Origin of the sequence: Actinomadura craniellae, from assembly GCF_003289645.1 — a bacterium.
GTDB classification, from domain to species: Bacteria; Actinomycetota; Actinomycetes; order Streptosporangiales; family Streptosporangiaceae; genus Actinomadura_D; species Actinomadura_D craniellae.
On record NZ_QLYX01000004.1, the window covers coordinates 332261 to 356799 of the forward strand.

26 protein-coding genes are annotated in these 24539 nt (G+C 70.3%); 1 reads left to right on the forward strand and 25 read right to left on the reverse strand.

Going from position 1 to position 24539, the window contains the following annotated elements; translation table 11 throughout:
* Positions 1–364: 364 nt before the first annotated feature.
* From DPM19_RS11150 to msrA, 9 genes are all read right to left on the reverse strand, one after another.
* Positions 365–607, reverse strand: coding sequence for a hypothetical protein (locus tag DPM19_RS11150; RefSeq protein ID WP_111865841.1), 243 nt, complete (start codon positions 605–607; stop codon positions 365–367).
* Positions 604–1017 (reverse strand): hypothetical protein, encoded by a 414-nt coding sequence (locus DPM19_RS11155; protein ID WP_146778818.1) that lies wholly within the window; start codon positions 1015–1017, stop codon positions 604–606. Before DPM19_RS11155 ends, DPM19_RS11150 begins: the two co-directional genes overlap by 4 nt.
* A gap of 86 nt (positions 1018–1103) precedes the next feature.
* Positions 1104–2336, reverse strand: a complete 1233-nt coding sequence (locus tag DPM19_RS11160; protein ID WP_111865846.1) for a helix-turn-helix domain-containing protein — start codon at positions 2334–2336, stop codon at positions 1104–1106.
* A 184-nt stretch (positions 2337–2520) separates the two neighbouring features.
* Complete coding sequence (locus tag DPM19_RS11165) at positions 2521–3045, reverse strand: flavoprotein (RefSeq protein WP_111865849.1); 525 nt, start codon at positions 3043–3045, stop codon at positions 2521–2523.
* Positions 3046–3138: 93 nt separating this feature from the next.
* Positions 3139–3432: a helix-turn-helix domain-containing protein gene (locus DPM19_RS11170; RefSeq protein ID WP_111865851.1), complete on the reverse strand. Its 294-nt coding sequence runs from the start codon at positions 3430–3432 to the stop codon at positions 3139–3141.
* Between the two features lie 5 nt (positions 3433–3437).
* The gene (locus tag DPM19_RS11175) at positions 3438–3788 is read right to left on the reverse strand and encodes a type II toxin-antitoxin system RelE/ParE family toxin (RefSeq protein ID WP_111865854.1); all 351 of its coding nucleotides are present in this window, start codon (positions 3786–3788) and stop codon (positions 3438–3440) included.
* A gap of 170 nt (positions 3789–3958) precedes the next feature.
* The gene (locus tag DPM19_RS11180; RefSeq protein ID WP_111865856.1) at positions 3959–4417 is read right to left on the reverse strand and encodes a PIN domain nuclease; all 459 of its coding nucleotides are present in this window, start codon (positions 4415–4417) and stop codon (positions 3959–3961) included.
* Positions 4389–4640: a type II toxin-antitoxin system VapB family antitoxin gene (locus DPM19_RS11185; RefSeq protein WP_111865859.1), complete on the reverse strand. Its 252-nt coding sequence runs from the start codon at positions 4638–4640 to the stop codon at positions 4389–4391. The genes DPM19_RS11180 and DPM19_RS11185 overlap by 29 nt, the downstream gene beginning before the upstream one ends.
* A 163-nt stretch (positions 4641–4803) precedes the next feature.
* Positions 4804–5460, reverse strand: a complete 657-nt coding sequence (gene msrA / locus DPM19_RS11190) for a peptide-methionine (S)-S-oxide reductase MsrA (protein ID WP_199484987.1) — start codon at positions 5458–5460, stop codon at positions 4804–4806.
* Positions 5461–5616: 156 nt separating this feature from the next.
* On the opposite strand from msrA, the gene rarD reads away from it, so the two are divergent.
* Positions 5617–6486, forward strand: coding sequence for an EamA family transporter RarD (gene rarD / locus DPM19_RS11195; protein ID WP_233510036.1), 870 nt, complete (start codon positions 5617–5619; stop codon positions 6484–6486).
* Here rarD and DPM19_RS11200 read toward each other — a convergent pair.
* The 16 genes from DPM19_RS11200 to DPM19_RS11275 form a co-directional block, all read right to left on the reverse strand.
* Positions 6462–7406: a polyprenyl synthetase family protein gene (locus tag DPM19_RS11200; RefSeq protein ID WP_111866382.1), complete on the reverse strand. Its 945-nt coding sequence runs from the start codon at positions 7404–7406 to the stop codon at positions 6462–6464. The two genes, rarD and DPM19_RS11200, sit on opposite strands and share 25 nt — an antisense overlap.
* Positions 7407–7494: 88 nt before the next feature.
* Complete coding sequence (gene nuoN / locus DPM19_RS11205) at positions 7495–9057, reverse strand: NADH-quinone oxidoreductase subunit NuoN (RefSeq protein ID WP_111865861.1); 1563 nt, start codon at positions 9055–9057, stop codon at positions 7495–7497.
* Positions 9054–10652: an NADH-quinone oxidoreductase subunit M gene (locus tag DPM19_RS11210; protein ID WP_111865864.1), complete on the reverse strand. Its 1599-nt coding sequence runs from the start codon at positions 10650–10652 to the stop codon at positions 9054–9056. Before DPM19_RS11210 ends, nuoN begins: the two co-directional genes overlap by 4 nt.
* Before the next feature lies 1 nt (position 10653).
* Complete coding sequence (nuoL, locus tag DPM19_RS11215) at positions 10654–12558, reverse strand: NADH-quinone oxidoreductase subunit L (RefSeq protein WP_111865866.1); 1905 nt, start codon at positions 12556–12558, stop codon at positions 10654–10656.
* Between the two features lie 10 nt (positions 12559–12568).
* Positions 12569–12868 (reverse strand): NADH-quinone oxidoreductase subunit NuoK, encoded by a 300-nt coding sequence (gene nuoK / locus DPM19_RS11220; RefSeq protein WP_111865869.1) that lies wholly within the window; start codon positions 12866–12868, stop codon positions 12569–12571.
* Positions 12865–13749, reverse strand: a complete 885-nt coding sequence (locus DPM19_RS11225; RefSeq protein WP_111865872.1) for an NADH-quinone oxidoreductase subunit J — start codon at positions 13747–13749, stop codon at positions 12865–12867. Before DPM19_RS11225 ends, nuoK begins: the two co-directional genes overlap by 4 nt.
* Entirely contained in the window at positions 13746–14279 is a 534-nt protein-coding gene (gene nuoI / locus DPM19_RS11230; RefSeq protein ID WP_111865874.1) for an NADH-quinone oxidoreductase subunit NuoI, read from the reverse strand. The genes DPM19_RS11225 and nuoI overlap by 4 nt, the downstream gene beginning before the upstream one ends.
* Complete coding sequence (nuoH, locus tag DPM19_RS11235; protein WP_111865877.1) at positions 14266–15591, reverse strand: NADH-quinone oxidoreductase subunit NuoH; 1326 nt, start codon at positions 15589–15591, stop codon at positions 14266–14268. The genes nuoI and nuoH overlap by 14 nt, the downstream gene beginning before the upstream one ends.
* Complete coding sequence (locus DPM19_RS11240; protein WP_111865879.1) at positions 15588–18002, reverse strand: NADH-quinone oxidoreductase subunit G; 2415 nt, start codon at positions 18000–18002, stop codon at positions 15588–15590. Before DPM19_RS11240 ends, nuoH begins: the two co-directional genes overlap by 4 nt.
* Positions 17999–19297 (reverse strand): NADH-quinone oxidoreductase subunit NuoF, encoded by a 1299-nt coding sequence (nuoF, locus tag DPM19_RS11245; RefSeq protein ID WP_111865881.1) that lies wholly within the window; start codon positions 19295–19297, stop codon positions 17999–18001. Before nuoF ends, DPM19_RS11240 begins: the two co-directional genes overlap by 4 nt.
* Positions 19294–20067, reverse strand: coding sequence for an NADH-quinone oxidoreductase subunit NuoE (gene nuoE / locus DPM19_RS11250; RefSeq protein WP_111865884.1), 774 nt, complete (start codon positions 20065–20067; stop codon positions 19294–19296). Before nuoE ends, nuoF begins: the two co-directional genes overlap by 4 nt.
* A gap of 30 nt (positions 20068–20097) precedes the next feature.
* Positions 20098–21444 carry an NADH-quinone oxidoreductase subunit D gene (locus tag DPM19_RS11255; protein WP_111865886.1) on the reverse strand — a complete coding sequence of 449 codons (1347 nt, stop codon included), beginning with the start codon at positions 21442–21444 and terminating at the stop codon, positions 20098–20100.
* Positions 21441–22187, reverse strand: coding sequence for an NADH-quinone oxidoreductase subunit C (locus DPM19_RS11260; RefSeq protein WP_111865889.1), 747 nt, complete (start codon positions 22185–22187; stop codon positions 21441–21443). The genes DPM19_RS11255 and DPM19_RS11260 overlap by 4 nt, the downstream gene beginning before the upstream one ends.
* Positions 22184–22735, reverse strand: a complete 552-nt coding sequence (locus DPM19_RS11265; protein WP_111865891.1) for a NuoB/complex I 20 kDa subunit family protein — start codon at positions 22733–22735, stop codon at positions 22184–22186. Before DPM19_RS11265 ends, DPM19_RS11260 begins: the two co-directional genes overlap by 4 nt.
* Positions 22736–22747: 12 nt before the next feature.
* Positions 22748–23107, reverse strand: coding sequence for an NADH-quinone oxidoreductase subunit A (locus tag DPM19_RS11270; RefSeq protein ID WP_111865894.1), 360 nt, complete (start codon positions 23105–23107; stop codon positions 22748–22750).
* Positions 23108–23225: 118 nt separating this feature from the next.
* Positions 23226–24482, reverse strand: a complete 1257-nt coding sequence (locus DPM19_RS11275; protein WP_111865897.1) for a geranylgeranyl reductase family protein — start codon at positions 24480–24482, stop codon at positions 23226–23228.
* Positions 24483–24539 lie beyond the last annotated feature (57 nt).

A 24539-nucleotide genomic window follows, 5' to 3' on the forward strand; every position in this document is an offset into this window, starting at 1 on the left:
GCGTTTCAATCCGATGCGGTTTTGTCGCGGTCTGCGACAGTACCCCCGATTATGAGCCTGTGACCTGCGGATTTGCAAGATCATGCGCCAACCTCAGGTGGGCGATCTTGGATGGCTCTCGATATTGATCTTCATTGGCGGTGTTCATGCAGGTCAGGCGTCCTTTCAGGGGTGTGCGCCAACCTCCCGCCGATCGACGGCCAGGGTGAAGGCTATTTGGCCGGTCCAGGCAAGGCTCCTGCCATCGTAGGAGCAGCCTGTCCAGGCCGCGAGGCGGTCGGGCACGTGGTGAGCGGTGAACAGGCTGGGAACTCATCGGGTGCGGGTTGTCTACCTCGGGCGAATCCACCCGCCCCTCCAGGGGTTACCGGTCGGGTCGTGTGGTCTTGGTAACAGGCCACGGCCAAGTCGCCGGGTCCCTCAGCGCCTGCTCCATCACCTCAGCGGTGATCGTCTCCAGCAACCGCCAGCGGCCCCGCACCCACACCATCGCCCACCACGCCCCGGTGTGCCCACCCCACCAGACCACCGCCCCTGCCCGCCGGCTCTCCAGGCGCGCGGCCACCACCCGGGGATCAGGTGCCTGCCGGTCCAGCGCCACCGTCACGAGCCGTCCTCCGGGCGCAGCGCCAGAACAGCCGTGATCTTGTCGGCCGCCGCCGTCAACTCTCCGGCCGGACCCAGCGGCTCCAACTCATCGGGAGCGTCCCGGGTCGGCCCCGACCACACCCAGTGCCACCACAACGACCCGTCCCCGTCCGCCGGGCGGCAGACCACCTCCTGGCGCAGGCCCGGATGCAGCGCCCGCCCCATCCGGTTCCCCTCCGCGGGCAGCGCCGTGCGGTTCTCCGCCCGCACCACCCCGCCCCGCAGAGCACGGGCCGACAGGCCCCGCCGGGTCAGCGCCGTCACCAGCGCGTCAACGTACGCTCGTTCCTCACTCGTGATGGTTCTGGGGAGAGCCTGGCGTTCTCGGCGTGCGGGGGGATGGTCCGCGGTGGTGTCGTGGTTGGGCATGCGACGACCGTAGGAGCGATCCGCACACCGTCCGGGTCGGTGTTGTCACCCAGCGTTGAAGGGTACAGGTCGTACCCCTTCGGCGATCAGGCCACGGCGAGACCGAGGTGGCCGCGTAGTTCGGTCACGTCGTCGCGAATCGTGCTGCCGCCCTTGTCGGTGAGTTCGAGGACCGCCGAGCGGGCGAACAGGCTGAACCGGGCCGTGTCCGGTGACTCGTTCCACGCCTTTTTCAGCAGGTGGACGGTCGCCACGTGTTCGCGCCGCATCAGATAGCCGCGGGCGGTCTCCATGAGGTGGAAGCTGCGGCGGGTGGCCGAGGGCATGGCGTCCAGGTCCAGCCGGTCGGCCTGCCGGGTCGCCTCACCGCCGTGGGTCAGGTCGGCCTGGATCGTCACGGCGTAGGCGTCGACCATGCCGGAGCCGAAGATCAGCCAAGGGTGGCTGTAGTCGCCGCCCAGACCGCGGGCGGCCTCGCCGGCCTTGTCCCAGTACCGCAGGGCGTCACCTTCGCGGCCCGACCTGGCATGCGACAGGGCGATCGCGAGATTCAGCAGGCCCCACAGCGCCAGGTGCTCGCCGCCGTCGGCCGGGCGCAGCAGGCCGGCGGCGCGGGTGGCCAGTTCGATCCGGGCCGCGTCACGGTCCCCGGCATCGCGGAAGATGTGGTTCATGTACCAGGCCGCCGCCGCGATGGCCAGCGGGTCGTCGGCGTCCTGGGCCGCCATCATCGCCCGGTCGCCGACCAGGTGCACCAGTTCGGGGGCCGGCTGGAAGGCCAGGTAGAGCTGTGTCAGGTGGTAGACCTGCGCGAGCAGCGCGAGAGCCGCCCGCCGGTCGGCCCCGTCGTGGAGCCGGACGGCCGAGCCGAGATCGCGGATCAGTCCCGGAAGTACCACGGACACCGCCGTCCGCTGCCGCCGGGCGCCGTGCCACAACTCCCAGGCCTGCCCCACCCGGGCGGCCAGCGCCGCGACGCCTTCGGGTTCGGCGTCCCGCGGGATGAGCGGGTAGTCGGTGACCGCGTCCGACACCGCCGACAGAGCCTCATGTGAGGCTTTCCCGTAGGTCGCCACGGACAGCTTCTGCTCGCCGGTCAGGTCGGCCAGGTCGGTGATCTCCAGTACCTCGGCCAGCCGCAGCAGCATCGGCAACCGGGGCTGCAACAACCGCCCGGTCTCCAGCCCCTTGACCCACTCGGCCGACCGTCCCACCAGCCCGCCGAGAACCGTGCGGGACATCCCCGCCCGCTCCCGGAAGTACCGAAGACGCGCCTCGAACGGCAGCGCCGGGTCAAGCGAAGCGTTCACCTCGGCCATGCGCGGTACCTCCCAGCCATCGCACCCTCAGGCTACGTCCGGCACCGCGGTCCGTGTAGGGGTCGCACACCGGCCGGGGCGCTCCGGCCCGGTGACCACCACCTGCGAGCGGCCCCGGTTCCAGGCGATTCGCTGTCCGATCTCCGCGTGCGCGTTCAAGGCCCGTAGTCCTCTCCGCCGGGGGTCAACCGTCGAGGATGGAGTGCAGCTCCTCCAGGATCGGTTCCCAGCGTGGCATGCGCGCATGCGGGGGCGCAGCGGGATCGAACAGCACCCGCACCCCCATCGACCGCAATACCTCCAGGTTCCGCTCGAACGCCACATGCCGGGCCAGCGCGTCCTTGAGTTGCGGCACGGCCAGGATCGGCACGCCGAACCCCATCAGCTCGCACAGCAACCCGACCGCGAACGTGTCGGTGATCCCCGTCGCCCACTTGTTGACCGTGTTGAACGTCGCCGGAGCCACCACCGCATCGGCGGACGGCATCCCCTTCGATTCCCCCGGCATCCGGAACTCGCTCCGCACCGCCTCACCAGTCAGCGAGGCCAGCGAATGCACGTCCACGAACCGCCGCCCCAACGGGGACGAGATCACGAACACCCGCCACCCCGCGGACTGTGCCAGCCGAACGAACACCTCGACATCGGCCGCCGCCGGAGCGGCACAGACCACGACGTAGAGGATCCGCCGCCCACCGCCATCAGCCACGGCAAGGAAGCCTAATCCGTCGGGGCCACCACGTAGCGGGCGAAGACCGTCAACAGGAGCGCAATCTTATCCGCCGGCCTGTCGGCGTCTGATTCATGCGGCCGGAGTCCGGAGTTGGACGACGAGTTCGGCGCCGAGGGCGTTGGCGAGGCGTTCGAGGACGGGCAGGGTCGGAACCGTGCCGCCGGCCTCGAACCTGGCCACGGCCGACTGCGTCATCTCGGCAGCCTCCGCCAGCCGGCGCTGGCTCCACCCGCGCTCCTCGCGCAGAGCCCGGACGGTGCACCCCAGCTCGTAGGCCAGGCGGGTGGCAGCGTAGGCCTCGGCCGCTCCAGGCTCGGCCATACGACGCTCACGCAACGCGCTCCAGTCGGACCGCTCACTCATCGGTCTCACCCTTCTTCAGCGTCCACCGTATGCGCCTCTGCCACGCACAGCCGCAGCGCTCGGCGAGCCCGCTCAACCTCTCGATCTTCCCGCATGCGCGTCTTGTGGAACACCGTGAGCAGGATGATCCGCCTGCCCGAAGCTATCCAGTACGTCACGCGCACGGCCTCGCTGTCGAGATGGAACCGCAACTCCCGCAGCTTGCCGTCGAGCTGCCGCGTGTACGGCTCGCCCAGCAGCACCCCTTGACCGGCCAACAGATCGATGTAGAACGCCGCAGCGGCGAACTGCGTGGCCGGCAGACGCTCCAACCATTCACGCACCTCCGGCTCAAGCTCCACAGTACCCCAGCTCATAGCATCGATGCTATAGAGCAGGCGACGGGCCCAACCGGACTTTCACCAATCGAACCGAAGCGACCGTCAGCCGACCGCAGGCGCGATGCCCACCGGGCAGCTCACGCCGGTACCGCCTGGTCTGTGCTCCCATGTGACCCGTAGGGACAGCCCGGCGGACAACGGCCGGTTCATCCTTTGGGCCGGTCGAGGGCGCCGGGTTCGGCGAGCCACTGCGTGGCCTGGCCGGACACGTTGGTGATCTGGTCAAAGTCACGGTCATAGTGCAGCAGTGTGACGCCGTGCAGGTCGGCAGTTGCGGCGACGAGCAGGTCAACGGGGCCCGGGGCGCGGTGCCGCCCGTGTGCCGTCAGTTCCGCCTGGACCGCCAGAGCACGCTCGTACGCCCGATCGGGGACGGCAAGCCAGCCGAACACCTCACCCAACTCGTCGAGCAGATCGGCACGGTCAGCGGGCGACCGGGCGCTGTAGAGGATCTCCAGTTCGGTGATCGGGCAGATGGCGACGAGACGGGGCGCCGGCATGTCCTCCCATTGGGCGTACGCCTGCTCGTCACGGAGCAGCCGAACGACGGCGAAGGTGTCAGCGAGCCAGGGGCGGTCAACGGACGGCGGCTCCGGCGTCAGCATCGGCGATGGAAGGCCTGGGACGGTAGCCGTCCTTGTCGTACAGGTCGTCGAACTGCCCCGCCAGGGCACGTCGGCGGAGCCGCGAAAGCGCCTGGCGGCGGTGCAGTACGGCGGCGGCCTCGGCGAGCGCCATGTTGACGGTGTCCTTCATGGTGTCGGTGCCGTACACCTCGGCCGCGGCGGCGAGAGCATCCTCGTCGATGTCAATTAGCCTCTTGGCCACGACCCACCCCCGTATATCCAACTCGTGAATCGGTATATACCTATGTCTTCGGTCACCCGGCCACTGTCCGGCGACACCGAAATGATCGACCGTCCTCGGCCCGTCCTCGTCGAGCCCCGCACCGCCCGAGTCGAAGATCGTCCAGCCCGCGGCACGCCAGTGCCTACGAGTTGCCGGTGAGGCCCACCGGGCAGCTCACGCCGGTGCCGCCGATGCCGCAGTAGCCGTTGGGGTTCTTGCTGTCCGAGAGGTACTGCTGGTGGTAGTCCTCAGCAAAGAAGAACTCGGGGGCCGGGACGATCTCGGTGGTGATGTCGCCGTAGCCGTTGGCCTTGAGGACCTGCTGGTAGGCCTGACGGGACGCCTCGGCGGTGGCCGCCTGGGCTGCACCGTGGGTGAAGATGGCGGAGCGGTACTGGGTGCCGACGTCGTTGCCCTGGCGCATGCCCTGGGTGGGGTCGTGGGACTCCCAGAAGACGCGGAGCAGGTCCTCGTAGGAGACCTTGGCGGGGTCGTAGACCACGCGGACGGATTCGGTGTGGCCGGTCTGGCCGGAGCACACCTCCTCGTAGGTGGGGTTGGGGGTGTGGCCGCCCTGGTAGCCGACCGCGGTGGAGAGGACCCCGGGGGTCTCCCAGAACTTGCGTTCGGCGCCCCAGAAGCAGCCGAGCGCGAACTCGGCGATCTCGGCGCCGTCGGGGTAGGGGGGCGCGAGCGGGCCGTCGAGCACCGTGTGGCGGGGCGCCACGGGAAGCGGCACGTCGCGGCCGGGGAGCGCCTTCTCGGGGGACACCATCTGCGTCTTCGCGAAACCGAACACGTCCTCAGGCTACCTCCCCCGGCCCGCGGTGTACCGTCCCGAACCGGCAAGAGTCATGACCATCACATGGTTTTGCTGATTACGCGCTGATAGTCTTCGTCGGTGCAAAACCGTCGCGGCATCGCGTTTGGCGTCGCGGCTTACGGTATCTGGGGGTTGTTCCCCCTCTACTGGCCGCTGCTGAAGCCCGCCCAACCCCTCGAAATCCTGGCCCACCGGATCATGTGGTCCCTGGTGGCCGTACTCGCCATCCTCGCCGTCCGCCGGCACTGGGGCTGGCTCCGGACCCTCACCCTCAAACAGGCCGGCCTGCTCGCCCTGGCCGCGACGGTCATCTCCGTCAACTGGGGCACCTACATCTACGGCGTCAACAGCGGTCACACCATCGAGACCGCGCTCGGCTACTTCATCACCCCGCTGATCAACGTGATGTTCGGCGTCCTGCTGTTCCGCGAGCGGATGCGGCCGGCGCAGTGGACCGCGATCGGGCTGGGTGCCCTGGCCGTGGTGGTGCTGACCGCCGACTACGGCCGGCCGCCCTGGATCGCGCTGACCCTCGCCGCCTCGTTCGGGACCTACAGCCTGGTCAAGAAGTACGTGAGCATGCCCTCCGCGGAGAGCCTCACCGTCGAGACCACCGTGCTGTTCGTCCCCGCCCTGATCTTCGCGATCTCCCTGCAGGCGGGGGGCACCGCCAGCTTCGGCCACCACGGGGCGGGACACGTCCTCCTGCTGGCGGCCGCGGGAGTGATCACGGCCGTGCCGCTGATGCTCTTCAACGCCGCGGCCATCCGCATCCCGATGAGCACCATGGGCATGCTGCAGTACCTCGCCCCGGTCCTGCAGTTCCTGATCGGCCTGCTCGTGCTGCGCGAGCCGATGCCCGCCAGCCGGTGGATCGGCTTCGTCCTGGTCTGGGCCGCCCTGCTGGTCTTCACCACCGACGGCCTGCGCACCGCCCGCCGGAACCGGCTCCGGCTGCCCGTCCTGCCGGTCCCGGCTCAGCCGGTACGCGAGACCACGTAGTCGCAGAGGGACTCGAAGGCCGACCGGGCCGGGACGTCCGGCAGGGTGCGCAGCTCCGTACGGGCGTCCTCGGCCCACTGGGCCAGGTCGGCCCGGGCCCGGGCCATCGCCGGGTGGGCGCGCAGCAGCGTCAGCGCCTCGGCGTGCAGCGCGTCGTCGTCGGACAGGTCGGCGCGCAGCAGGTCGCGCAGCCGGGCGTCCGCCGGGTCGGTGCCGGCCAGCACGTGGTGGACCGGCAGGGTGCGGATGCCCTCGCGCAGGTCGGTGCCGGGCGTCTTGCCCGACTGGTCGGACTCCGAGGCGATGTCGAGGATGTCGTCGGACAGCTGGAAGGCCACCCCGATCTTCTCGCACGCCGAGGTGACCGTGTCCACCACATGCGGCGGGGCGCCCGCCAGCATGGCGCCGAACTGCCCGGAGGTGGCGATCAGCGAGGCCGTCTTGTCGGCCACCACCTGGAGGTAGTGCTTGAGCGGGTCGGCGTCCGGGCCCGGCCCGACCGTCTCCTGGATCTGGCCGCGGACCAGCCGGGCGAAGGTGCGTGCCTGGATGCGCACGCTCTCCGGGCCCAGGTCGGCCAGCAGGTCGGACGCCCGGGCGAACAGGTAGTCGCCGGTCAGGATCGCGACCGTGTTCGTCCACCGGGAGTTGGCCGACAGCTCGCCACGGCGCAGCGGCGCCTCGTCCATCACGTCGTCGTGGTAGAGCGTCGCCAGGTGCGTCAGCTCGACCACCACCGCGGACGGGATCACCCCGGGCGCGGCCGGGTCGCCGAAGTGGGCCGCCAGCAGCACCAGCATCGGCCGGAACCGCTTGCCGCCCGCCTCGACCAGGTGCCGGGACGCCTCGGTCAGCAGCGTGTCCTCGCTGCGGACCGTGTCGAGCAGATGATCCTCCACCGCGGTGAGCCGCTGTTGCATGTCCGCCGCCAGGTCCTCGTCGACCCGCAACCCGAACGGAACATCAGACACCGAAGGACCCCCTAGCCGAACGGGCTGAGCCCGTCTACTACCTGACGAAGAGCTGACCGGCGGCCTGCCCGGCCAGATCCAGCACCGGCTGCGGCAGCACGCCGAGTACCACAGTAGCCGCCAGTCCCAGCGCCACCGCCGCCACCGTCGTCGGCGCGACCACCACCGCGGGACCGTCGGGCTCCGGGTCACTGAAGAACATCACCACGATGACGCGGACGTAGAAGAACGCCGCCACCGCCGAGGCCAGCACGCCGACCACCACCAGCGGCGTCGCGCCACCCTCGACCGCCGCCGAGAACACCGCGAACTTGCCGGTGAAGCCGCTGGTCAGCGGGATACCGGCGAACGCCAGCAGGAAGAAGGCGAACGTCCCGGCCACCAGCGGGGAGCGCTTGCCCAGCCCGGCCCAGCGGCTCAAGTGCGCCGCCTCGCCGCCCGCGTCGCGCACCATGGTGATCACGGCGAACGCCCCGATGGTGGTGAACCCGTACGCGGCCAGGTAGAACAATGTGCCCGAAAGGCCCGCTGTCGTGGTGGCGACCAGGCCGGTGAGCAGGAAGCCCGCGTGCGCGATCGAGGAGTACGCCAGCATCCGCTTGACGTCGGTCTGGGTGATCGCGATCACCGCGCCGACGACCATGGTGAGAATCGCCACGGCCCAGATCGCGGGCCGCCAGTCCCAGCGCAGGTTCTCCAGCGCCACGTAGAACACCCGCAGCATCGCACCGAACGCCGACACCAGCGTGCAGGACGCCATCAGCGCGGTGATCGGCGTGGGGGCGCCCTGGTACACGTCCGGCTTCCACATGTGGAACGGCACCGCGCCGAGCTTGAACAGCAGGCCGACCGACAGCAGCGCCACCCCGGCCAGCAGCAGGGTCTCGTCACCGGTGTTCCGGCTGATCGCGGTGGCGATGTCCGACAGCCGCACCGAGCCGGCGAAGCCGTACAGCAGCGCCGCACCGTACAGGAAGAACGCCGAGGAGAACGCGCCCAGCAGGAAGTACTTGACCGCCGCCTCCTGCGAGAGCAGGCGCCGCCGGCGGGCCAGGCCGCACAGCAGGTACAGCGGCAGTGACAGGACCTCCAGGGCCACGAACATCGTCAGCAGGTCGTTGGACGCGGGGAACATCATCATCCCGCCGACCGCGAACATCATCAGCGGGTAGACCTCGGTCTGCACGAAGCCGGCCGCCATGGTCTCCTGCTCGGCCTCGCTGCCGGGCAGCGCCGAGGCCTGGGCGGTGAAGTGCGACTGGTCCCGCTCCGCGATCAGCAGCAGGCTGACCAGGGCGAGCACCGCGATGGTGCCCCACAGGAACAGGGTCGGGCCGTCCACCCCGAGCGCGCCCTCGGCCGCCACCAGGTGCGGCGGCCGCTCGCGGGCAGCCAGCGCGATCGTCCAGCCGAACGCCGCGACCAGGCCGAGGAAGGCGAGCGGCACCTGCACCCGGTAGCGCCAGCCCCGGCCCACGAACGCCTCGACGAGCACGCCGAGCACGGCCACGCCGAACACCACGAGCAGGGGGGCGACGTCGCCGTACTCGATGTGCGGCGCCGGGATGTCGTTCTGCGCGAGAACGCCGGTGACGTTCACGGGCGCGCTCCCTTCTCAGCGACGGTGGGGGCCGGGTCCTGCGTCTGGACGCGGCTCATCGTCTGCTTCACCGTTGGATTGACCATGTCGAGCACCGGCCTGGGGTAGAAGCCCAGGGCCACGATGATCGCCAGGATGGGAGCGACCACGGCCACCTCGCGGCGGCTCAGGTCCGGCATGCCCTTGACCGCGTCGGCGGTCGGGCCGTTCATGGTCCGCTGGTACGCCCACAGGATGTAGATGGCCGACAGCACCAGACCGGTCGTCGCGACCACCGCGGCGACCTGGTACTGGGAGAACGTCCCGACCAGGACCAGCAGTTCGGAGACGAACGGCGCCAGCCCGGGCAGCGACAGGCTGGCCAGGCCGGAGATCAGGAAGGCCCCGGCCAGCAGCGGCGCCACCTTCTGCACCCCGCCGTAGGCGTCGATGCGGGCCGAACCACGCCGCACGATCATGAACCCGGCGACCAGGAACAGCGCCCCGGTGGCGAAGCCGTGGTTGACCATGTAGAGCATCGCGCCCGCCTGGCCCTGCGAGGTCATCGCGAAGATGCCCAGCGCGATGAAGCCGAAGTGCGAGATCGAGGTGTAGGCGATCAGGCGCTTGAGGTCGATCTGCCCGATGGCCAGGATCGCGCCGTAGACGATCCCGATCACCGCCAGGGTGAGCACCACCGGGGTGGCCCACTTGGCGGCGCCCGGGAACAGCTCCAGGCAGAACCGCAGCATTCCGTAGGTGCCGACCTTGTCGAGCACGCCGACGATCAGCACCAGGGCGCCGGCCGGGGCCTGCCCGGCGGCGTCCGGCAGCCAGGTGTGGAACGGCACCAGCGGCGCCTTGATCGCGAACGCGATGAAGAAGCCCAGGAACAGCCACTTGGCGGTGGTCGGGTCCAGGTCCAGGCGGGCCAGCTGGTCCACCATGAACGTGCCCTCGCCGAGCCCGCCCTGCGCGGGCGGCCGGGCCGACAGCACGTACAGCCCGATCACCGCGACGAGCATGAGCAGCCCGCCGAACAGCGAGTAGAGCAGGAACTTCACCGCGGCGTACGAGCGCTGCGGCCCGCCGTAGTAGCCGATGATGAAGTACACCGGGATGAGCATGGCTTCGAAGAAGACGTAGAAGAGGAAGACGTCGGTCGCCGCGAAGACGCCGATCATCATCGCTTCCAGCGCCAGGATCAGCGCGAAGTACGCCTTGGCCGAGCGGGTCCGCGCGGGCGTGCCGTCACCGGCACTGGCCGGGGGTTCGCCCGCCCCGCCGTACCGGTCGGCCGCGTTCCACGACGCCAGCAGCACCAGCGGGACGAGGATCGCCGACAGCACGATCATCGCCAGCGCGAGGCCGTCGACGCCGAGCCCCCAGTGCACCCCGAACTGCTTGATCCACCAGTACTTCTCGGCGAACTGGAAGCGGGGACCGCCGACCTCGAACCGGAACGCGAGCACCACGGTCAGCGCGGCCACCACCAGCGAGATCGCCAGTGCGAGCCGCTTGGCCAGCGCGTCGCTCCCCTTGGGCAGCAGCGCGAGGGCCAGCGCGCCCACCGCGGGCAGCGCGATGAGGAGGCTCAGCCACGGGAAGTCGTCCATATCAGACCCTCACCACCAGGAGGGCCGCCACCACGAGCGCGGCGCCCAGGAACATTGACAGCGCGTAGGAGCGGACGAAGCCGGTCTGCACCCGCCGGACCCGGCCGGACGTGCCGCCGATCCCGGCCGCCAGGCCGTTCACGAGGCCGTCCACGCCCTTGTTGTCGAAGAAGACGGTCAGCCGGGTGAGCCACTGGCCGGGCCGCATCAGCAGCGACTCGTTCAGCGCGTCGCCGTACAGGTCGCGGCGGGCGGCCTTGGTGAGGACCCCGCCGCGCGGGGCCTCCACCGGCACCGGCCGGCGCCCGTACATCGCCCAGGCCAGCGCGACGCCCGCGGCGACGACCGCCAGGGTGAGCAGGCCCACCGGGGCGAGCGGGTCGAACCCGTGGTGGTGCTCGGGGGCGCCGACCACCGGCTCCAGGAAGTGCATGAACCGGTCGCCCAGGATCATGAACGCGCCGCCGAACACGGACCCGACCGCCAGCAGGACGAGCGGCCAGGTCATCACCGGCGGCGACTCGTGCGGGTGGGCGTCCTCGGCCCAGCGCTTCTCACCGAAGAAGGTCATGAACATCAGCCGGGACATGTAGAACGCGGTGATGGCGGCGCCGAGGATCGCGCACGCGCCGAGCACCGGGTTGTGCGCCCAGGACGCCTCGATGATCAGGTCCTTGGTGAAGTACCCGGCGAAGCCCGGGAAGCCGATGATCGCCAGGTAGCCCAGGCCGAACGTCACGAAGGTGATCGGCATGATCTTGGCCAGGCCGCCGTAGCGGCGCATGTTCACCTCGTCGTTCATGGCGTGCATGACCGACCCGGCACCGAGGAACATCCCGGCCTTGAAGAAGCCGTGCACGACCAGGTGCGCGATGGCGATGGCGTAGCCCGCCGGGCCCAGCCCGGCCGCCAGCACCATGTAGCCGATCTGCGACATGGTCGAGCCGGCCAGCGCCTTCTTGATGTCGTCCTTGGCGCAACCGATGATCGCACCGGCGAGCAGCGTGGCCGCGCCGACGATCGTGACGACGAGCTGCGCGTCCGGCGACATCTCGAAGATCGGGGCCGACCGGACGATCAGGTAGACGCCCGCGGTGACCATGGTGGCCGCGTGGATCAGCGCCGACACCGGGGTCGGGCCCTCCATCGCGTCCAGCAGCCAGGACTGCAGCGGGAGCTGGGCGGACTTGCCGCACGCCCCGAGCAGGAGCAGCAGGCCGATCGCGGTGGCCGTGCCGGTGCTGAGCTGCGTCGCCAGGCCCTCGTGGTGCGCGCCGGTGCCGAGGACCTGCTCGAACCCGACGGTGCCGAAGGTCGCGAACATCAGCATGATCGCGATGGCCAGGCCCATGTCGCCGACCCGGTTGACCACGAACGCCTTCTTGGCCGCCACCGCGGCCGACGGCTTGTGCTGCCAGAAGCCGATCAGCAGGTAGGAGGCGAGACCGACGCCCTCCCAGCCGAAGTACACGCCGACATAGTTGTCGGCCAGCACCAGCAGCAGCATCGCCGCGACGAACAGGTTCAGGTACGCGAAGAACCGGCGCCGGTTCGCGTCGTGCGACATGTAGCCGATCGAGTACACGTGGATGAGCGAGCCCACCCCGGTGATCAGCAACACGAAGGTCATCGACAGCGGGTCGAGCAGCAGCCCGGCGTCGACCTTGAAGCCGCCGACCGAGAAGAACTCGTACAGGTGCACCGCCCGGCGCCGCTCCGCACCGGAGTAGCCCAGCATCTGGACGAACATCGCCAGCCCGAGGACGAACGACAGCACCGGCGCCAGCGTGCCGAGCAGATGCCCCCAGCGGTCGGTGCGCCGCCCGCCCAGCAGCAGGACGGCCGCGCTCGCCAGCGGCAGCGCGATGAGGAGCCAGGCCAGTGCCTGGATGCCTTCCGCTTTCATGCCCGGCCTCTCAGTACTTCAGCAGGTTCGCGTCGTCGACCGACGACGACCTGCGGGTCCGGAAGATCGTCATGAGGATCGCGAGGCCCACCACGACCTCGGCCGCGGCCACGACCATCACGAAGAAGGCGATGATCTGGCCGTCGAGGTTCCCGTGCATGCGGGCGAACGACACGAACGCCAGGTTCGTGGCGTTGAGCATCAGCTCAACGCACATGAACACCACGATGGCGTTGCGGCGCACCAGCACGCCGATCCCGCCGATGGTGAACAGGATCGCCGAGAGCACCAGGTAATGGGTGGGGCTCACTTCCCCGCCTCCTTGTTGCCGGCCGTCGGAACGCCGGCCTTGACCTCGCGGTCCTGGGCGTCCGCGTCGGCGGCCGTGTCGGTGGCCGCGCGGACCGCGGCGATGTCGTCCCCGGCCGCCTGCTCCTCGGTGCGGCCTTCGAGGTCGGTGTGCATCCCCGCGGTGGCGGTGCGGCGGGCGATGATCGGGTTGACCGACAGCTCGGAGGTGGTGCCGTCGGGCAGCAGCGCCGGCATGTCCACCGCGTTGTGCCGGGCGTAGGTGCCGGGCCCGGGCAGCGGGGTCGGGTGGTCGCCCAGGAAGCGCGCCTTGGACAGCGCCCGCTGGGTGGCCTTCGGCGCCAGCCGCTCGCGGTGCGCGAGCACCATCGCGCCCAGCGCCGCGGTGATCAGCAGCGCGCTGGCCACCTCGAAGGCGAAGACGTACTTGGTGAACAGCAGCCGGGCCAGCCCGACCACGTTGCCCTCCGCGTTGGCCCGGGCCAGGCCCGCCGTCGTCGGCAGCGCCGCGCCGGCGACCCCGGCGGCCAGCAGGCCGACGAAGCCCAGGCCGGCGAGCGCCGCCCACAGCCGCTGCCCGCGGATCGTCTCGACCAGCGAGTCGGTCGAGCTCACCCCGACGAGCATCAGCACGAACAGGAAGAGCATCAGCACCGCGCCGGTGTAGACGATCACCTGGACGAAGGCCAGGAAGGGCGCCTCCAGCACGGCGTACAGCACCGCCAGCGAGAGCATCACGACGGCCAGCAGCAGCGCTGCGTGCACCGCCTTGCGCATCAGGATCATGCCGAGCGCGGCGCTCACCGAGACGATCGCCAGCAGCCAGAACACGAACGGCTCGGCCGCGTGCGTCTGCGCCTCGGCGAGGAGGGTCGGGTTCATTTGGACTCTCCGCTTTCCTCCGTCTGGAGCCCGAGGCGGTAGTAGTCCGTCTCGTCGTCGCCGAGCCGCATCGGGTGCGGCGGCGTCTCCATGCCCTCGCGCAGCGGCGCCAGCAGCATGTCCTTGGTGTAGATCAGGCTCTCGCGGCTGTCGTCGGCCAGTTCGTACTCGTTGGTCATCGTGAGCGCCCGGGTCGGGCACGCCTCGATGCACAGCCCGCACAGGATGCAGCGCAGGTAGTTGATCTGGTAGACGCGGCCGTACCGCTCACCCGGGGAGTACCGCTCCTCCTCGGTGTTGTCGGCGCCCTCCACGTAGATCGCGTCGGCCGGGCAGGCCCAGGCGCACAGCTCGCACCCGACGCACTTCTCCAGCCCGTCCGGCCAGCGGTTCAGCTGGTGCCGGCCGTGGAAGCGCGGCGCGGTCGGCTTCTTCACCTCGGGATACTGGACGGTCTCGCTCTTGGTGAAGAGCTGGTGGAAGGCGACGCCGAACCCCTTGACCGGGTTCAGGAAGTCAGTGAAGCCCACTGGTGACCTCCTTACGCGTGGTGTTGTCGCGGCGGGCCTGCGCCGGGACGCCGACCCCGTGGTAGTGCGGGGCGTCCATCGGGGGCACCGGGAAGCCGCCCGCGTCCGCCGCCGGTTCGGCGGGTTCGGCCGTGTCGGGCTCCTCGCCCTCCGCCCGGCCGGACATCGCCTCCCAGACGAACATCGCCAGCAGGATCACGACCACCGCGACCCCGCCGTAGACGACCAGCTCCCGGGTGTCCTGGCCGTCGTTGCGCAGCGCCCGGACGGTGGCGACCAGCATGATCCAGCCGAGCGAGACCGGCATCAGGACCTTCCAGCCCAGCTTCATCAGCTGGTCGTACCGGACCCGGGGCAGCGAACCGCGCAGCCAGATGAAGAAGAAGATGAACAGCCAGAGCTTGGCCAGGAACCACAGCACCGGCCACCAGCCCTCGTTGGCGCCCGCCCAGACCGTGGAGATCGGGGCCGGGGCCCGCCAGCCGCCCAGGAACAGGGTGGTGGCCAGGGCCGACAGGGTGGCCAGGTTGATGTACTCGGCCAGGAAGAACATCGCGAACTTCAGCGACGAGTACTCGGTGTGGAAGCCACCGACCAGCTCGCCCTCGCCCTCGGGCAGGTCGAACGGGATCCGGTTGGACTCGCCCATCATCGTCACGACGTAGATCAGGAACGACGGCAGCAGCAGGACCACGAACCACCGGTCGGCCTGCGCGTTGACGATGCCCGTGGTGGACATCGTCCCGGCGAACAGGAAGACCGCGACGAACGACAGGCCCATCGCGATCTCGTAGGAGATGATCTGCGCGGCCGAGCGCAGCCCGCCCAGCAGCGAGTAGGGCGACATCGACGCCCAGCCCGCCAGCACGATCCCGTACGCGCCGATGGAGGCCATGGCCAGCACCAGCAGCACCGCCACCGGCAGGTCGGTGCCCTGCAGCGCCGTCTGGTGACCGAAGATCGACACGGTCGGCCCGAACGGGATGATGCTGAAGGCCACGAACGCCGGGGTGGCCGAGACGATCGGCGCCAGAATGAAGACGAGCTTGTCGACCTGGCGGGGGACGATGTCCTCCTTGAGCGCCAGCTTGACGCCGTCGGCCAGCCCCTGGAGCAGGCCGAACGGGCCGGCCCGGTTGGGGCCGACACGCAGCTGCATCCGCCCGATCACCCGGCGCTCGACCCACATCGACAGCAGGACGGTCAGCACCAGGAACACGAAGATGGCCAGGACCTTGCCGCCGATCAGCCACCACGGGTCCCGGCCGAAAGTCTCCAGCGTCGGGTCCGCCGGGGCCGCGTAGGGACTCATGCCACGCTCCCATCGGTGTTCGCGATCCGCACGACCGCCCCGGCGGACACGCCGAGGTCGCGGTGGAGGGTGCTGCCCGCCGAGTTGGTCGGCAGCCAGACCACCCCCTCGGGCAGATCTGGAGTGAGCTCCAGCGGCAGGACCACCTCGCCCCGCTCGGTGGAGACCCTGACCGCACCGGACGCGCCGATCCCCGCGGCCGTGCCGGGCGCCAGCCGGGCCACCGTGGGCTTGGCCGTGCCGGCCAGGAAGGGCTCGCCGTCCTGCATCCGGCCCAGGTCCAGCAGCTGCCGCCAGGTGGCCAGCAGCGCCTCGCCCGGCCGCGGTTTCGGCGGCATCGGCGCGGCGGTACTCGGCCCGGCCGGGCGGGACCCGCGGTAGGTGCCCAGGCCGGCCAGCTCGCGGCGGGCCGCCTCGGGTCCGGGCAGGCCCAGGTGGACGTCCAGCTCACCGGCCAGCGCGTTGAGCACCCGCAGGTCCGGCATGACGCTGGAGACCTTCAGCGCCGCCTCGAACGGGCGGCCCCGGCCCTCCCAGTTCACGAACGTGCCGGCCTTCTCGGCGACCGCGGCCACCGGCAGCACCACGTCGGCCCGGTCGGTGACGGCGCTCACCCGCTGCTCCAGGCTGACCACGAACGAGGCCGCCTCGATCGCGGCCAGCGCGGCCTCCGGGTCGGGCAGGTCGTAGGGGTCCACCCCGCCGACCAGCAGCGCGTCCAGCTCGCCGCCGGTGACGGCCGCCAGGATGCCGGCGGTGTCCCGGCCCGGCGTGGCGGGCAGGTCGGTGACGTCCCAGGCCCGGGCGACCTCGGCGCGGGCCGCGGTGTCGGTCACCGGGCGGCCGATCGGCAGCAGGCCGGGCAGCGCGCCGGCCTCCAGCGCGCCCCGCTCCCCGGCCCGGCGCGGCACCCAGGCCAGCCGGGCCCCGGTCGCGCGGGCCAGCCGCAGCGCGGCCGACAGCGCGCCCGGCGCGGTGGCCAGCCGCTCGCCGACCATGATGATCGAACCGGCGGCGCGCAGCGGCTCGGCGTCCAGCGCGTCGAGCGCGGTGGCCTCGCCGCCGGGCACGGTCGGGATCAGCGTGCCGCCGACCTTCCGCAGCCCGTTGCTGGTGTACGGGGCGATCGACAGGACGCGCAGCCCCGTCTTGCGGTGCGCCTTGCGCAGCCGCAGGAAGACGCTCGGGGACTCCTCCTCCGGCTCGAAGCCGGCGAGCAGCACCACGGGCGCCCGCTCCAGGTCCGTGTAGGTCACGTCGATGTCGTGGCCGGCGACCGCCGCCGCCAGGAACTCGGCCTCCTCGGCCGAGTGGGCCCGGGCGCGGAAGTCGACGTCGTTGGTGCCGAGCGCGACCCGGGCGAACTTGGCGTACGCGTAGGAGTCCTCCAGGGTGAGCCGGCCCCCGGCGAGCACGCCGGTCCGGCCGCGGGCGGCGGCCAGGCCGCGGGCCGCGACGGTCAGCGCCTCAGGCCAGCTCGCCGGCTCCAGTTCACCCCGCTCGTTGCGGACCAGCGGCGTGGCCAGCCGGTCGGGCTGGGTGGCGTAGGTGAACGCCCACCGGCCCTTGTCGCAGTTCCACTCCTCGTTGACCTCGGGGTCGTCGCCGGCCAGCCGCCGGGTGACCTTGCCGCGCCGGTGGTCGGTGCGCAGCGCGCAACCGCCCGCGCAGTGCTCGCAGGTGCTGGGCGTGGAGATCAGGTCGAATGGGCGGGACCGGAACCGGTAGGCGGCGCCGGTCAGCGCGCCGACCGGGCAGATCTGCACGGTGTTGCCGGAGAAGTAGGACTGGAACGGCTTGTCCTCGGCCACCCCGACCTGCTCCTTGGCGCCGCGCTCGAACAGGTCGATGAAGGCGTCGCCGGCGATCTGGTCGGAGAACCGGGTGCAGCGGGCGCACTGGATGCACCGCTCCCGGTCCAGCAGCACCTCGGTGGACAGCGGGATCGGCTTGGGGAAGGTGCGCTTGCGCTCGGCGAACCGCGTCTCGCCCCGGCCGTTGGACATCGCCTGATTCTGCAGCGGGCACTCGCCGCCCTTGTCGCAGACCGGGCAGTCCAGCGGGTGGTTGATCAGCAGCAGCTCCATCACGCCGTGCTGGGCCTTGTCGGCCACCGGCGAGGTGAGCTGGGTCTTGACCACCATCCCCGGCATCACGGTGGTGGTGCAGGACGCGGCGGGCTTGGGCATCCCCCGCCCGTTGCCCGCGTCGGGGATCTCCACCAGGCACTGGCGGCAGGCACCGATCGGGTCGAGCAGCGGGTGGTCGCAGAACCTGGGGATCTGGATGCCGAGCAGCTCGGCGGCCCGGATGATCAGGGTGCCCTCGGGCACCTCGATCTCGAAGCCGTCGATGGTGACCGGCACCATCGTCACGGCCTTCTCGACCGCGTTCTCGTCAGTCAGGGTCATTTCGCACCTGCCCAGAGGGTGGAGGCGGCGGGGTCGAAGGGACAGCCGCCCTGCTCGAAGTGCTGGAGGTACTCGTCGCGGAACAGCTGGATGGACGAGACCACGGGGCTGGTCGCGCCGTCGCCCAGCGCGCAGAACGACCGGCCCAGGATGTTCTCGGACAGGTCCAGGAGGGTCTCCAGATCCTCCTCGGAGCCCTGGCCGCGCTCCAGCCGGGCCAGCGTCAGCTTGTACCAGTAGGTGCCCTCGCGGCACGGGGTGCACTTGCCGCACGACTCGTGCGCGTAGAACTCCGACCAGCGCAGCACCGCCCGGACCACGCAGGTGGTCTCGTCGAAGATCTGCAGCGCCCGGGTGCCGAGCATGGAGCCCGCGGCGCCGACGCTCTCGAAGTCCAGCGGCACGTCCAGGTGCTCGTCGGTGAAGATCGGGGTGGACGACCCGCCGGGCGTCCAGAACTTCAGCCGGTGCCCCTCCCGGATACCGCCGGCCATGTCGAGCAGTTCGCGCAGCGTGATGCCCAGCGGCGCCTCGTACTGGCCCGGCCGGGTGACGTGCCCGGACAGCGAGAAGATGCCGTAGCCCTTGGACTTCTCGGTGCCCATCGCGGCGAACCAGTCGGCCCCGTTCTCGACGATCGAGGGAACCGAGGCGATCGACTCGACGTTGTTGATCACAGTGGGGCCGCCGTAGAGGCCGGCCACCGCCGGGAAGGGAGGCTTCAGCCGAGGTTGGCCGCGGAACCCTTCCAGCGAGTCCAGGAGCGCCGTCTCCTCGCCGCAGATGTACGCGCCGGCGCCGCTGTGCACGACCAGTTCCAGGTCGTAGCCGGAGCCGAGGATGTTCTTGCCGAGGTAGCCGGCCTCGTACGCCTCGGCGACCGCCTGCTGCAACCGGCGGATCACGTGCAGCACCTCGCCGCGCACGTAGATGAACGCGTGGTTGGAGCGGATCGCGTACGCACTGATCACGACGCCCTCGACCAGCACGTGCGGGTTGGCCATCATCAGCGGGATGTCCTTGCACGTGCCCGGCTCGGACTCGTCCGCGTTGACCACCAGGTAGCGCGGCTTGTCGCTGCTCGGCGGCAGGAAGCCCCACTTCATGCCGGTGGGGAAGCCGGCGCCGCCCCGGCCGCGCAGGCCGGAGTCCTTGACCGCCGAGACGATCGTGTCGGGCTCCATGCCCAGCGCCGTGCGCAGCGCGCCGTACCCGCCCTCGCGCTCGTAGGCGGCGAGGGTGAAGGAGTCGGCCTGGTCCCAGTTCCTGGTGAGGATGGGGGTCAGCGTGGTCATTTGTTGATGTCCTCCCGGTTGCCCGGGGCCATCGGGCCCTTGGCCGGCTCGTGCGGCTGCGGGCGGTCGGCCTCGGCCGGCGGCGCCGTCCAGCCGCGTTCCTTGGCGAGCTTCAGGCCGACCAGCGACTCGGGCCCGGCCTGCGTGCCCTCACCGGCCCGGCCGTCGTTGAAGCCGGCCAGCACCCGGGAGGCGTCCTTCCAGGTGCACACGGTGTCGGCGCCGCGGGTCGGCGCGACCTGCTCGCCGGCGCGCAGGTCGTCGACCAGCCGCTTGGCCTTCTCGGGAGTCATGTTGTCGAAGAACTCCCAGTTGACCGTCATCACCGGGGCGAAGTCGCAGGCGGCGTTGCACTCGATCCGCTCCAGCGAGACCTTGCCGTCGGGGGTGGCCTCGTCGTGACCGACCCCGACGTGCTCGCTGAGCTCCCGCCAGATCTGGTCGCCGCCCATGATCGCGCAGAGCGTGTTGATGCAGACGCCCACGTGGTACTCGCCCACCGGCGCGCGCTTGTACTGGGTGTAGAAGGTGTAGACGCCGGTGACCTGGGCGGGTGTGATGCCCAGGGTCTCGGCGCAGAACTCCACGCCCGCCGGGGTGATGTGGCCGTCCACCGACTGCACCAGGTGCAGCAGCGGCAGCAGCGCCGAGCGCGGCTGGGGGTAGCGGGCGACGATCTCCTTGGCGTCCCGCTCCAGGCGCTCGCGCACCTCGGGCTCGTAGGCCACGTAGGTCGTGCCCAGCCCGATCTCCACAGGTTCAGCGGCCATCGGTCGCGCCCCCCTTCTCGCTCGCGCCCCTCATCGGTCGACGCCCCCCATCACGGGATCGATGCTGGCCACGGCGGCGATCACGTCCGCGACCATGCCGCCCTCGCACATCGCGGCGGTGGCCTGCAGGTTGGTGAAGGACGGGTCGCGGAAGTGCGCCCGGTACGGGCGGGTGCCGCCGTCGCTGACCAGGTGCACGCCGAGCTCGCCGCGCGGCGACTCGACCGCGCTGTAGACCTGCCCGGCCGGCACCCGGAACCCCTCGGTGACCAGCTTGAAGTGGTGGATCAGGGCCTCCATCGAGGTGCCCATGATGTGCGCGATGTGCTTGGGCGAGTTGCCCAGCCCGTCGGCGCCGAGGGCGAGCTGCGCGGGCCAGCCGATCTTCTTGTCCTCGATCATCACCGGGCCCTTGACGGCCTGGAGCCGCTGCACGCACTGCTCGATGATCTTCAGCGACTCCTCCATCTCGGCCATCCGGACGAGGTAGCGGCCGTACACGTCGCTGGTGTCCTGGGTGTGCACGTCGAAGTCGTAGGTCTCGTAACCGCAGTACGGCTGCGTCTTGCGGAGGTCCCACGGCAGCCCGGTCGCGCGCAGCACCGGGCCGGTGATGCCCAGCGCCATGCACCCGGTCAGGTCGAGGTAGGCGATGTCCTTGGTGCGTGCCAGGTACACCGGGTTGGAGTCCATCAGCTTGCGCATCTGCTGGATGCGGACGGGCATCCGCTTCAGGTACTCGGTGATCCGGTCGATCGCCCCGGGCGGCAGGTCCTGCGCGACCCCGCCGGGCCGCACGTACGCCATGTTCATCCGCAGGCCGGTCACCAGCTCGAAGATGTCGAGGGTGTACTCGCGCTCGATGAACCCGTTGAGCATGACCGTGGTGGCGCCCAGCTCCAGGCCGAAGGTGGCGATCGCCACCAGGTGCGAGGAGATCCGGTTGAGCTCCATCATCATCACGCGGATGATCTGGGCCCGCTCGGGGATCTGGTCGGTGATGCCGAGCAGCTTCTCCACACCGAGGCTGTACGCCGCCTCGTTGAAGATCGGCGCGAGGTAGTCCATGCGGGTGCAGAACGTGGACCCCTGGGTCCACGTCCGGTACTCCATGTTCTTCTCGATGCCGGTGTGCAGGTAGCCGATGCCCACCCGGGCCTCGGTCACCGTCTCGCCGTCGAGGGTCAGCACCAGCCGGAGCACCCCGTGCGTGGACGGGTGCTGCGGGCCCATGTTGATGACCATCCGCTCGTCGCCCGCGTCGTGGGCTCCGGTGGTGACCTGGTCCCAGTCCTGGCCGGCGACGTTGAAGACCTTGCCCTCGGCGGCGTCGGCGGCGTAGGCGTCGTACTCGGTGTACTTGGTCGAGGAGCTCATGTGTACGACCTCCGCTGGTCGGGGGGCGGGATCTCCGCGCCTCGGTATTCGACGGGGATGCCGCCCAGCGGGTAGTCCTTGCGCTGCGGGTGGCCCACCCAGTCGTCGGGCATCTGGATGCGGGTCAGCGCCGGATGCCCGTCGAAGACGATGCCGAAGAAGTCGTAGGTCTCGCGCTCGTGCCAGTCGTTGGTCGGGTAGATCGACACGATCGACGGGATGTGCGGGTCGGCGTCCGGGCAGGTGACCTCCAGCCGGACCCGCCGGTTGTGCGTCATCGACAGCAGGTGGTAGACCGCGTGCAGCTCGGCCCCGGTCTCCTGCGGGTAGTGCGTGCCGGACACCCCGGTGCACAGCTCGAAGCGCAGCGTGGCGTCGTCGCGCATGGTCTGCGCCACCGCGGGCAGGTGCTCGCGCCGCACGAAGAAGGTCATCTCGCCGCGGTCGACGACGATCCGCTCGATCGCGTCGCCGAAGTCAGGAAAGGCGCGTTCCAGTTCGTCGGCCACCGTGTCGAACTCGCCCGGCTCGACCGCGCCACCAGGACCGCCGTACGGCCGCTCCGCCCACACCTTGGGCGACTGCCGGACGACCAGCCGGCCGTAGCCGGAGGTGTCGCCGGTGTCCTTGGCGCCGAACATGCCCATCCGCGCGACGGGCTGCTCGCGGCGGTCCTCCGCGGCCTGCGCCGGGAGCTGGTCGGCGGCCTGCTCGGCCTGCTGCTCGGGATGCTGCGAGCTCACAGTGCCCCCTGCTGTCCGAGGAGCGGCAGCGCCCGGCGCCGGGACTCCTCGATCTCCTGGATCTGCTTGGCCCGGTGCGGGCCCAGCTTGGTGTTCTGGATCTTGTCGTGCAGCTTGAGGATCGCGTCCAGCAGCATCTCGGGCCGCGGCGGGCAGCCGGGCAGGTAGATGTCCACCGGGACGATGTGGTCGACGCCCTGCACGATCGCGTAGTTGTTGAACATGCCGCCGCTGGAGGCGCACACGCCCATCGCGATGACCCACTTGGGTTCGGACATCTGGTCGTAGATCTGCCGCAGCACCGGGGCCATCTTCTGACTCACCCGGCCCGCGACGATCATCAGGTCGGCCTGCCGCGGCGTCGCGGACGCCCGCTCCATCCCCCACCGGGAGAAGTCGTGCCGCGGGTCACCGGCCGCCATCATCTCGATCGCGCAGCAGGCGAGACCGAACGTCGCCGGCCACACCGAACTCTTCCGTGCCCAGCCCGCGACCTGCTCGACCGTGCTCAGCAGGAAGCCGCTGGGAAGTTTCTCTTCCAGTCCCATGTTTCTAGCCCCCTAGTCCCACTCCAGGCCGCCGCGCCGCCAGACGTAGGCGTAGGCGACCAGAACCGTGGCGATGAACAGCGCCATCTCGACCAGACCGAAGATCCCCAGGCTGTCGAAGGCCACGGCCCACGGGTAGAGGAAGATGATCTCGATGTCGAAGACGATGAAGAGCATCGCCGTCAGGTAGTACTTCACCGGGAAGCGCCCACCGCCGACCGGCTGCGGAGTCGGCTCGATGCCGCACTCGTAGGCCTCCAGCTTGGCCTTGTTCCACCGCTTGGGGCCGGTGAAGGCCGCCATCACGACCGAGCCGGCGGCGAACAGGAACGCGAGCACTCCCAGCACGACGATCGGGACGTAGAGGTCCATCGCCTCTACACCTCCTTCTCGGTCAGGGTGGGAACGGCCGCCATCGAGCCGCCGTTGTCCAGGTCGCGGGTAGCAACCATAGTCACGGCGCGCGACCACGTCATTTCGGGATGCGGGCTCATGCTGCGGGCGCCACCTTCGTCATCGCGTTGATGACCCGGTCCGCCGCGTCGCCGTCCCGCGGGTCGGTGAGGTTGGCGAGCAGCTTGAGGGTGAACCGCATCAGGGTGGGGTGCGGCAGGCCGTGCCGGGTCAGGAAACTCATGATCCGAGGGTTGCCGATCATCTGCACGAAGAGGCGGCCGATGGTGAAGTACCCGCCGTGCTCCTCCTTGAGGATGCGCGGGTACTGGTACAGCGCCCGCTCCCGCTGCGCCGCGGTGGGCCGGGCCAGCGCCTGGACGATGATGTCGGCGGCCAGGTGCCCCGACTCCATGGCGTAGTCGATGCCCTCACCGTTGAACGGGTTGATCATGCCGCCGGCGTCGCCGACGAGCAGCATGCCCCGGGTGTAGTGCGGCTGCCGGTTGAAGCCCATCGGCAGCGCCGCCCCGCGGATCGGGCCGGTGGCGAACTCCTCGGTGAACTGCCACTCCGGGGGCATCCCGGCGGTCCAGCGCCGGAGCATGGCCCGGTAGTCGGTGTTCTGGAACGAGCCGCTGGTGTTCAGCAGGCCCAGCCCGACGTTGGAGGTGCCGTTGCCGACGCCGAACACCCAGCCGTAGCCGGGCAGCAGCCGGTCGCCGTCCCACAGTTCCAGCCAGGATTCGAGGAAGTCGTCGTCGTGCCGGGGGGTGGTGTAGTAGCGGCGCACGGCCACGCCCATCGGCCGGTCCTCGCGCTTGCGCAGGCCCATGGCCAGGGAGAGCCGGGTGGAGTTCCCGTCGGCCGCGACCACCAGCGGGGCGCGGTACTCGACCTCCGCGCCGTCCCGCTTGGCGGTGACGCCCACGATGCGGTCGAGGCGCTCGTCGATGATCGGCGCCTGGACGTTGGTGCCCTGGAGCAGTTCGGCCCCGGCGGTCACGGCCCGCTCGGCGAGGATCTCGTCGAGGTCCGTCCGGGCGCGGACCAGGCCGAAGTCGGGGAAGCTGGCGAGTTCGGGCCAGGGCAGCTCGACCTTGACGCCGCCGCCGTAGATGCGCAGGCCCTTGTTGCGGATCCAGCCGGGGGCGTCGATGTCGATGCCCATCGCGATGAGCTGGCGGACGGCTCGCGGGGTCAGGCCATCTCCGCAGATCTTGTCCCGCGGGAAGGTCGCCTTTTCCAGCAGCAGCACGTCCAGGCCGGCCTGCGCGAGGTAATACGCGGTAGTCGAGCCGGCGGGGCCTGCCCCGACGACGATGACGTCGGCTTCTCGGGCGGAGTCGGTCACTGCGTCTTCCTCTGGCCTAGTTCGCTTGTGAAGCACTTCACAAGGACTCGTCGCGAG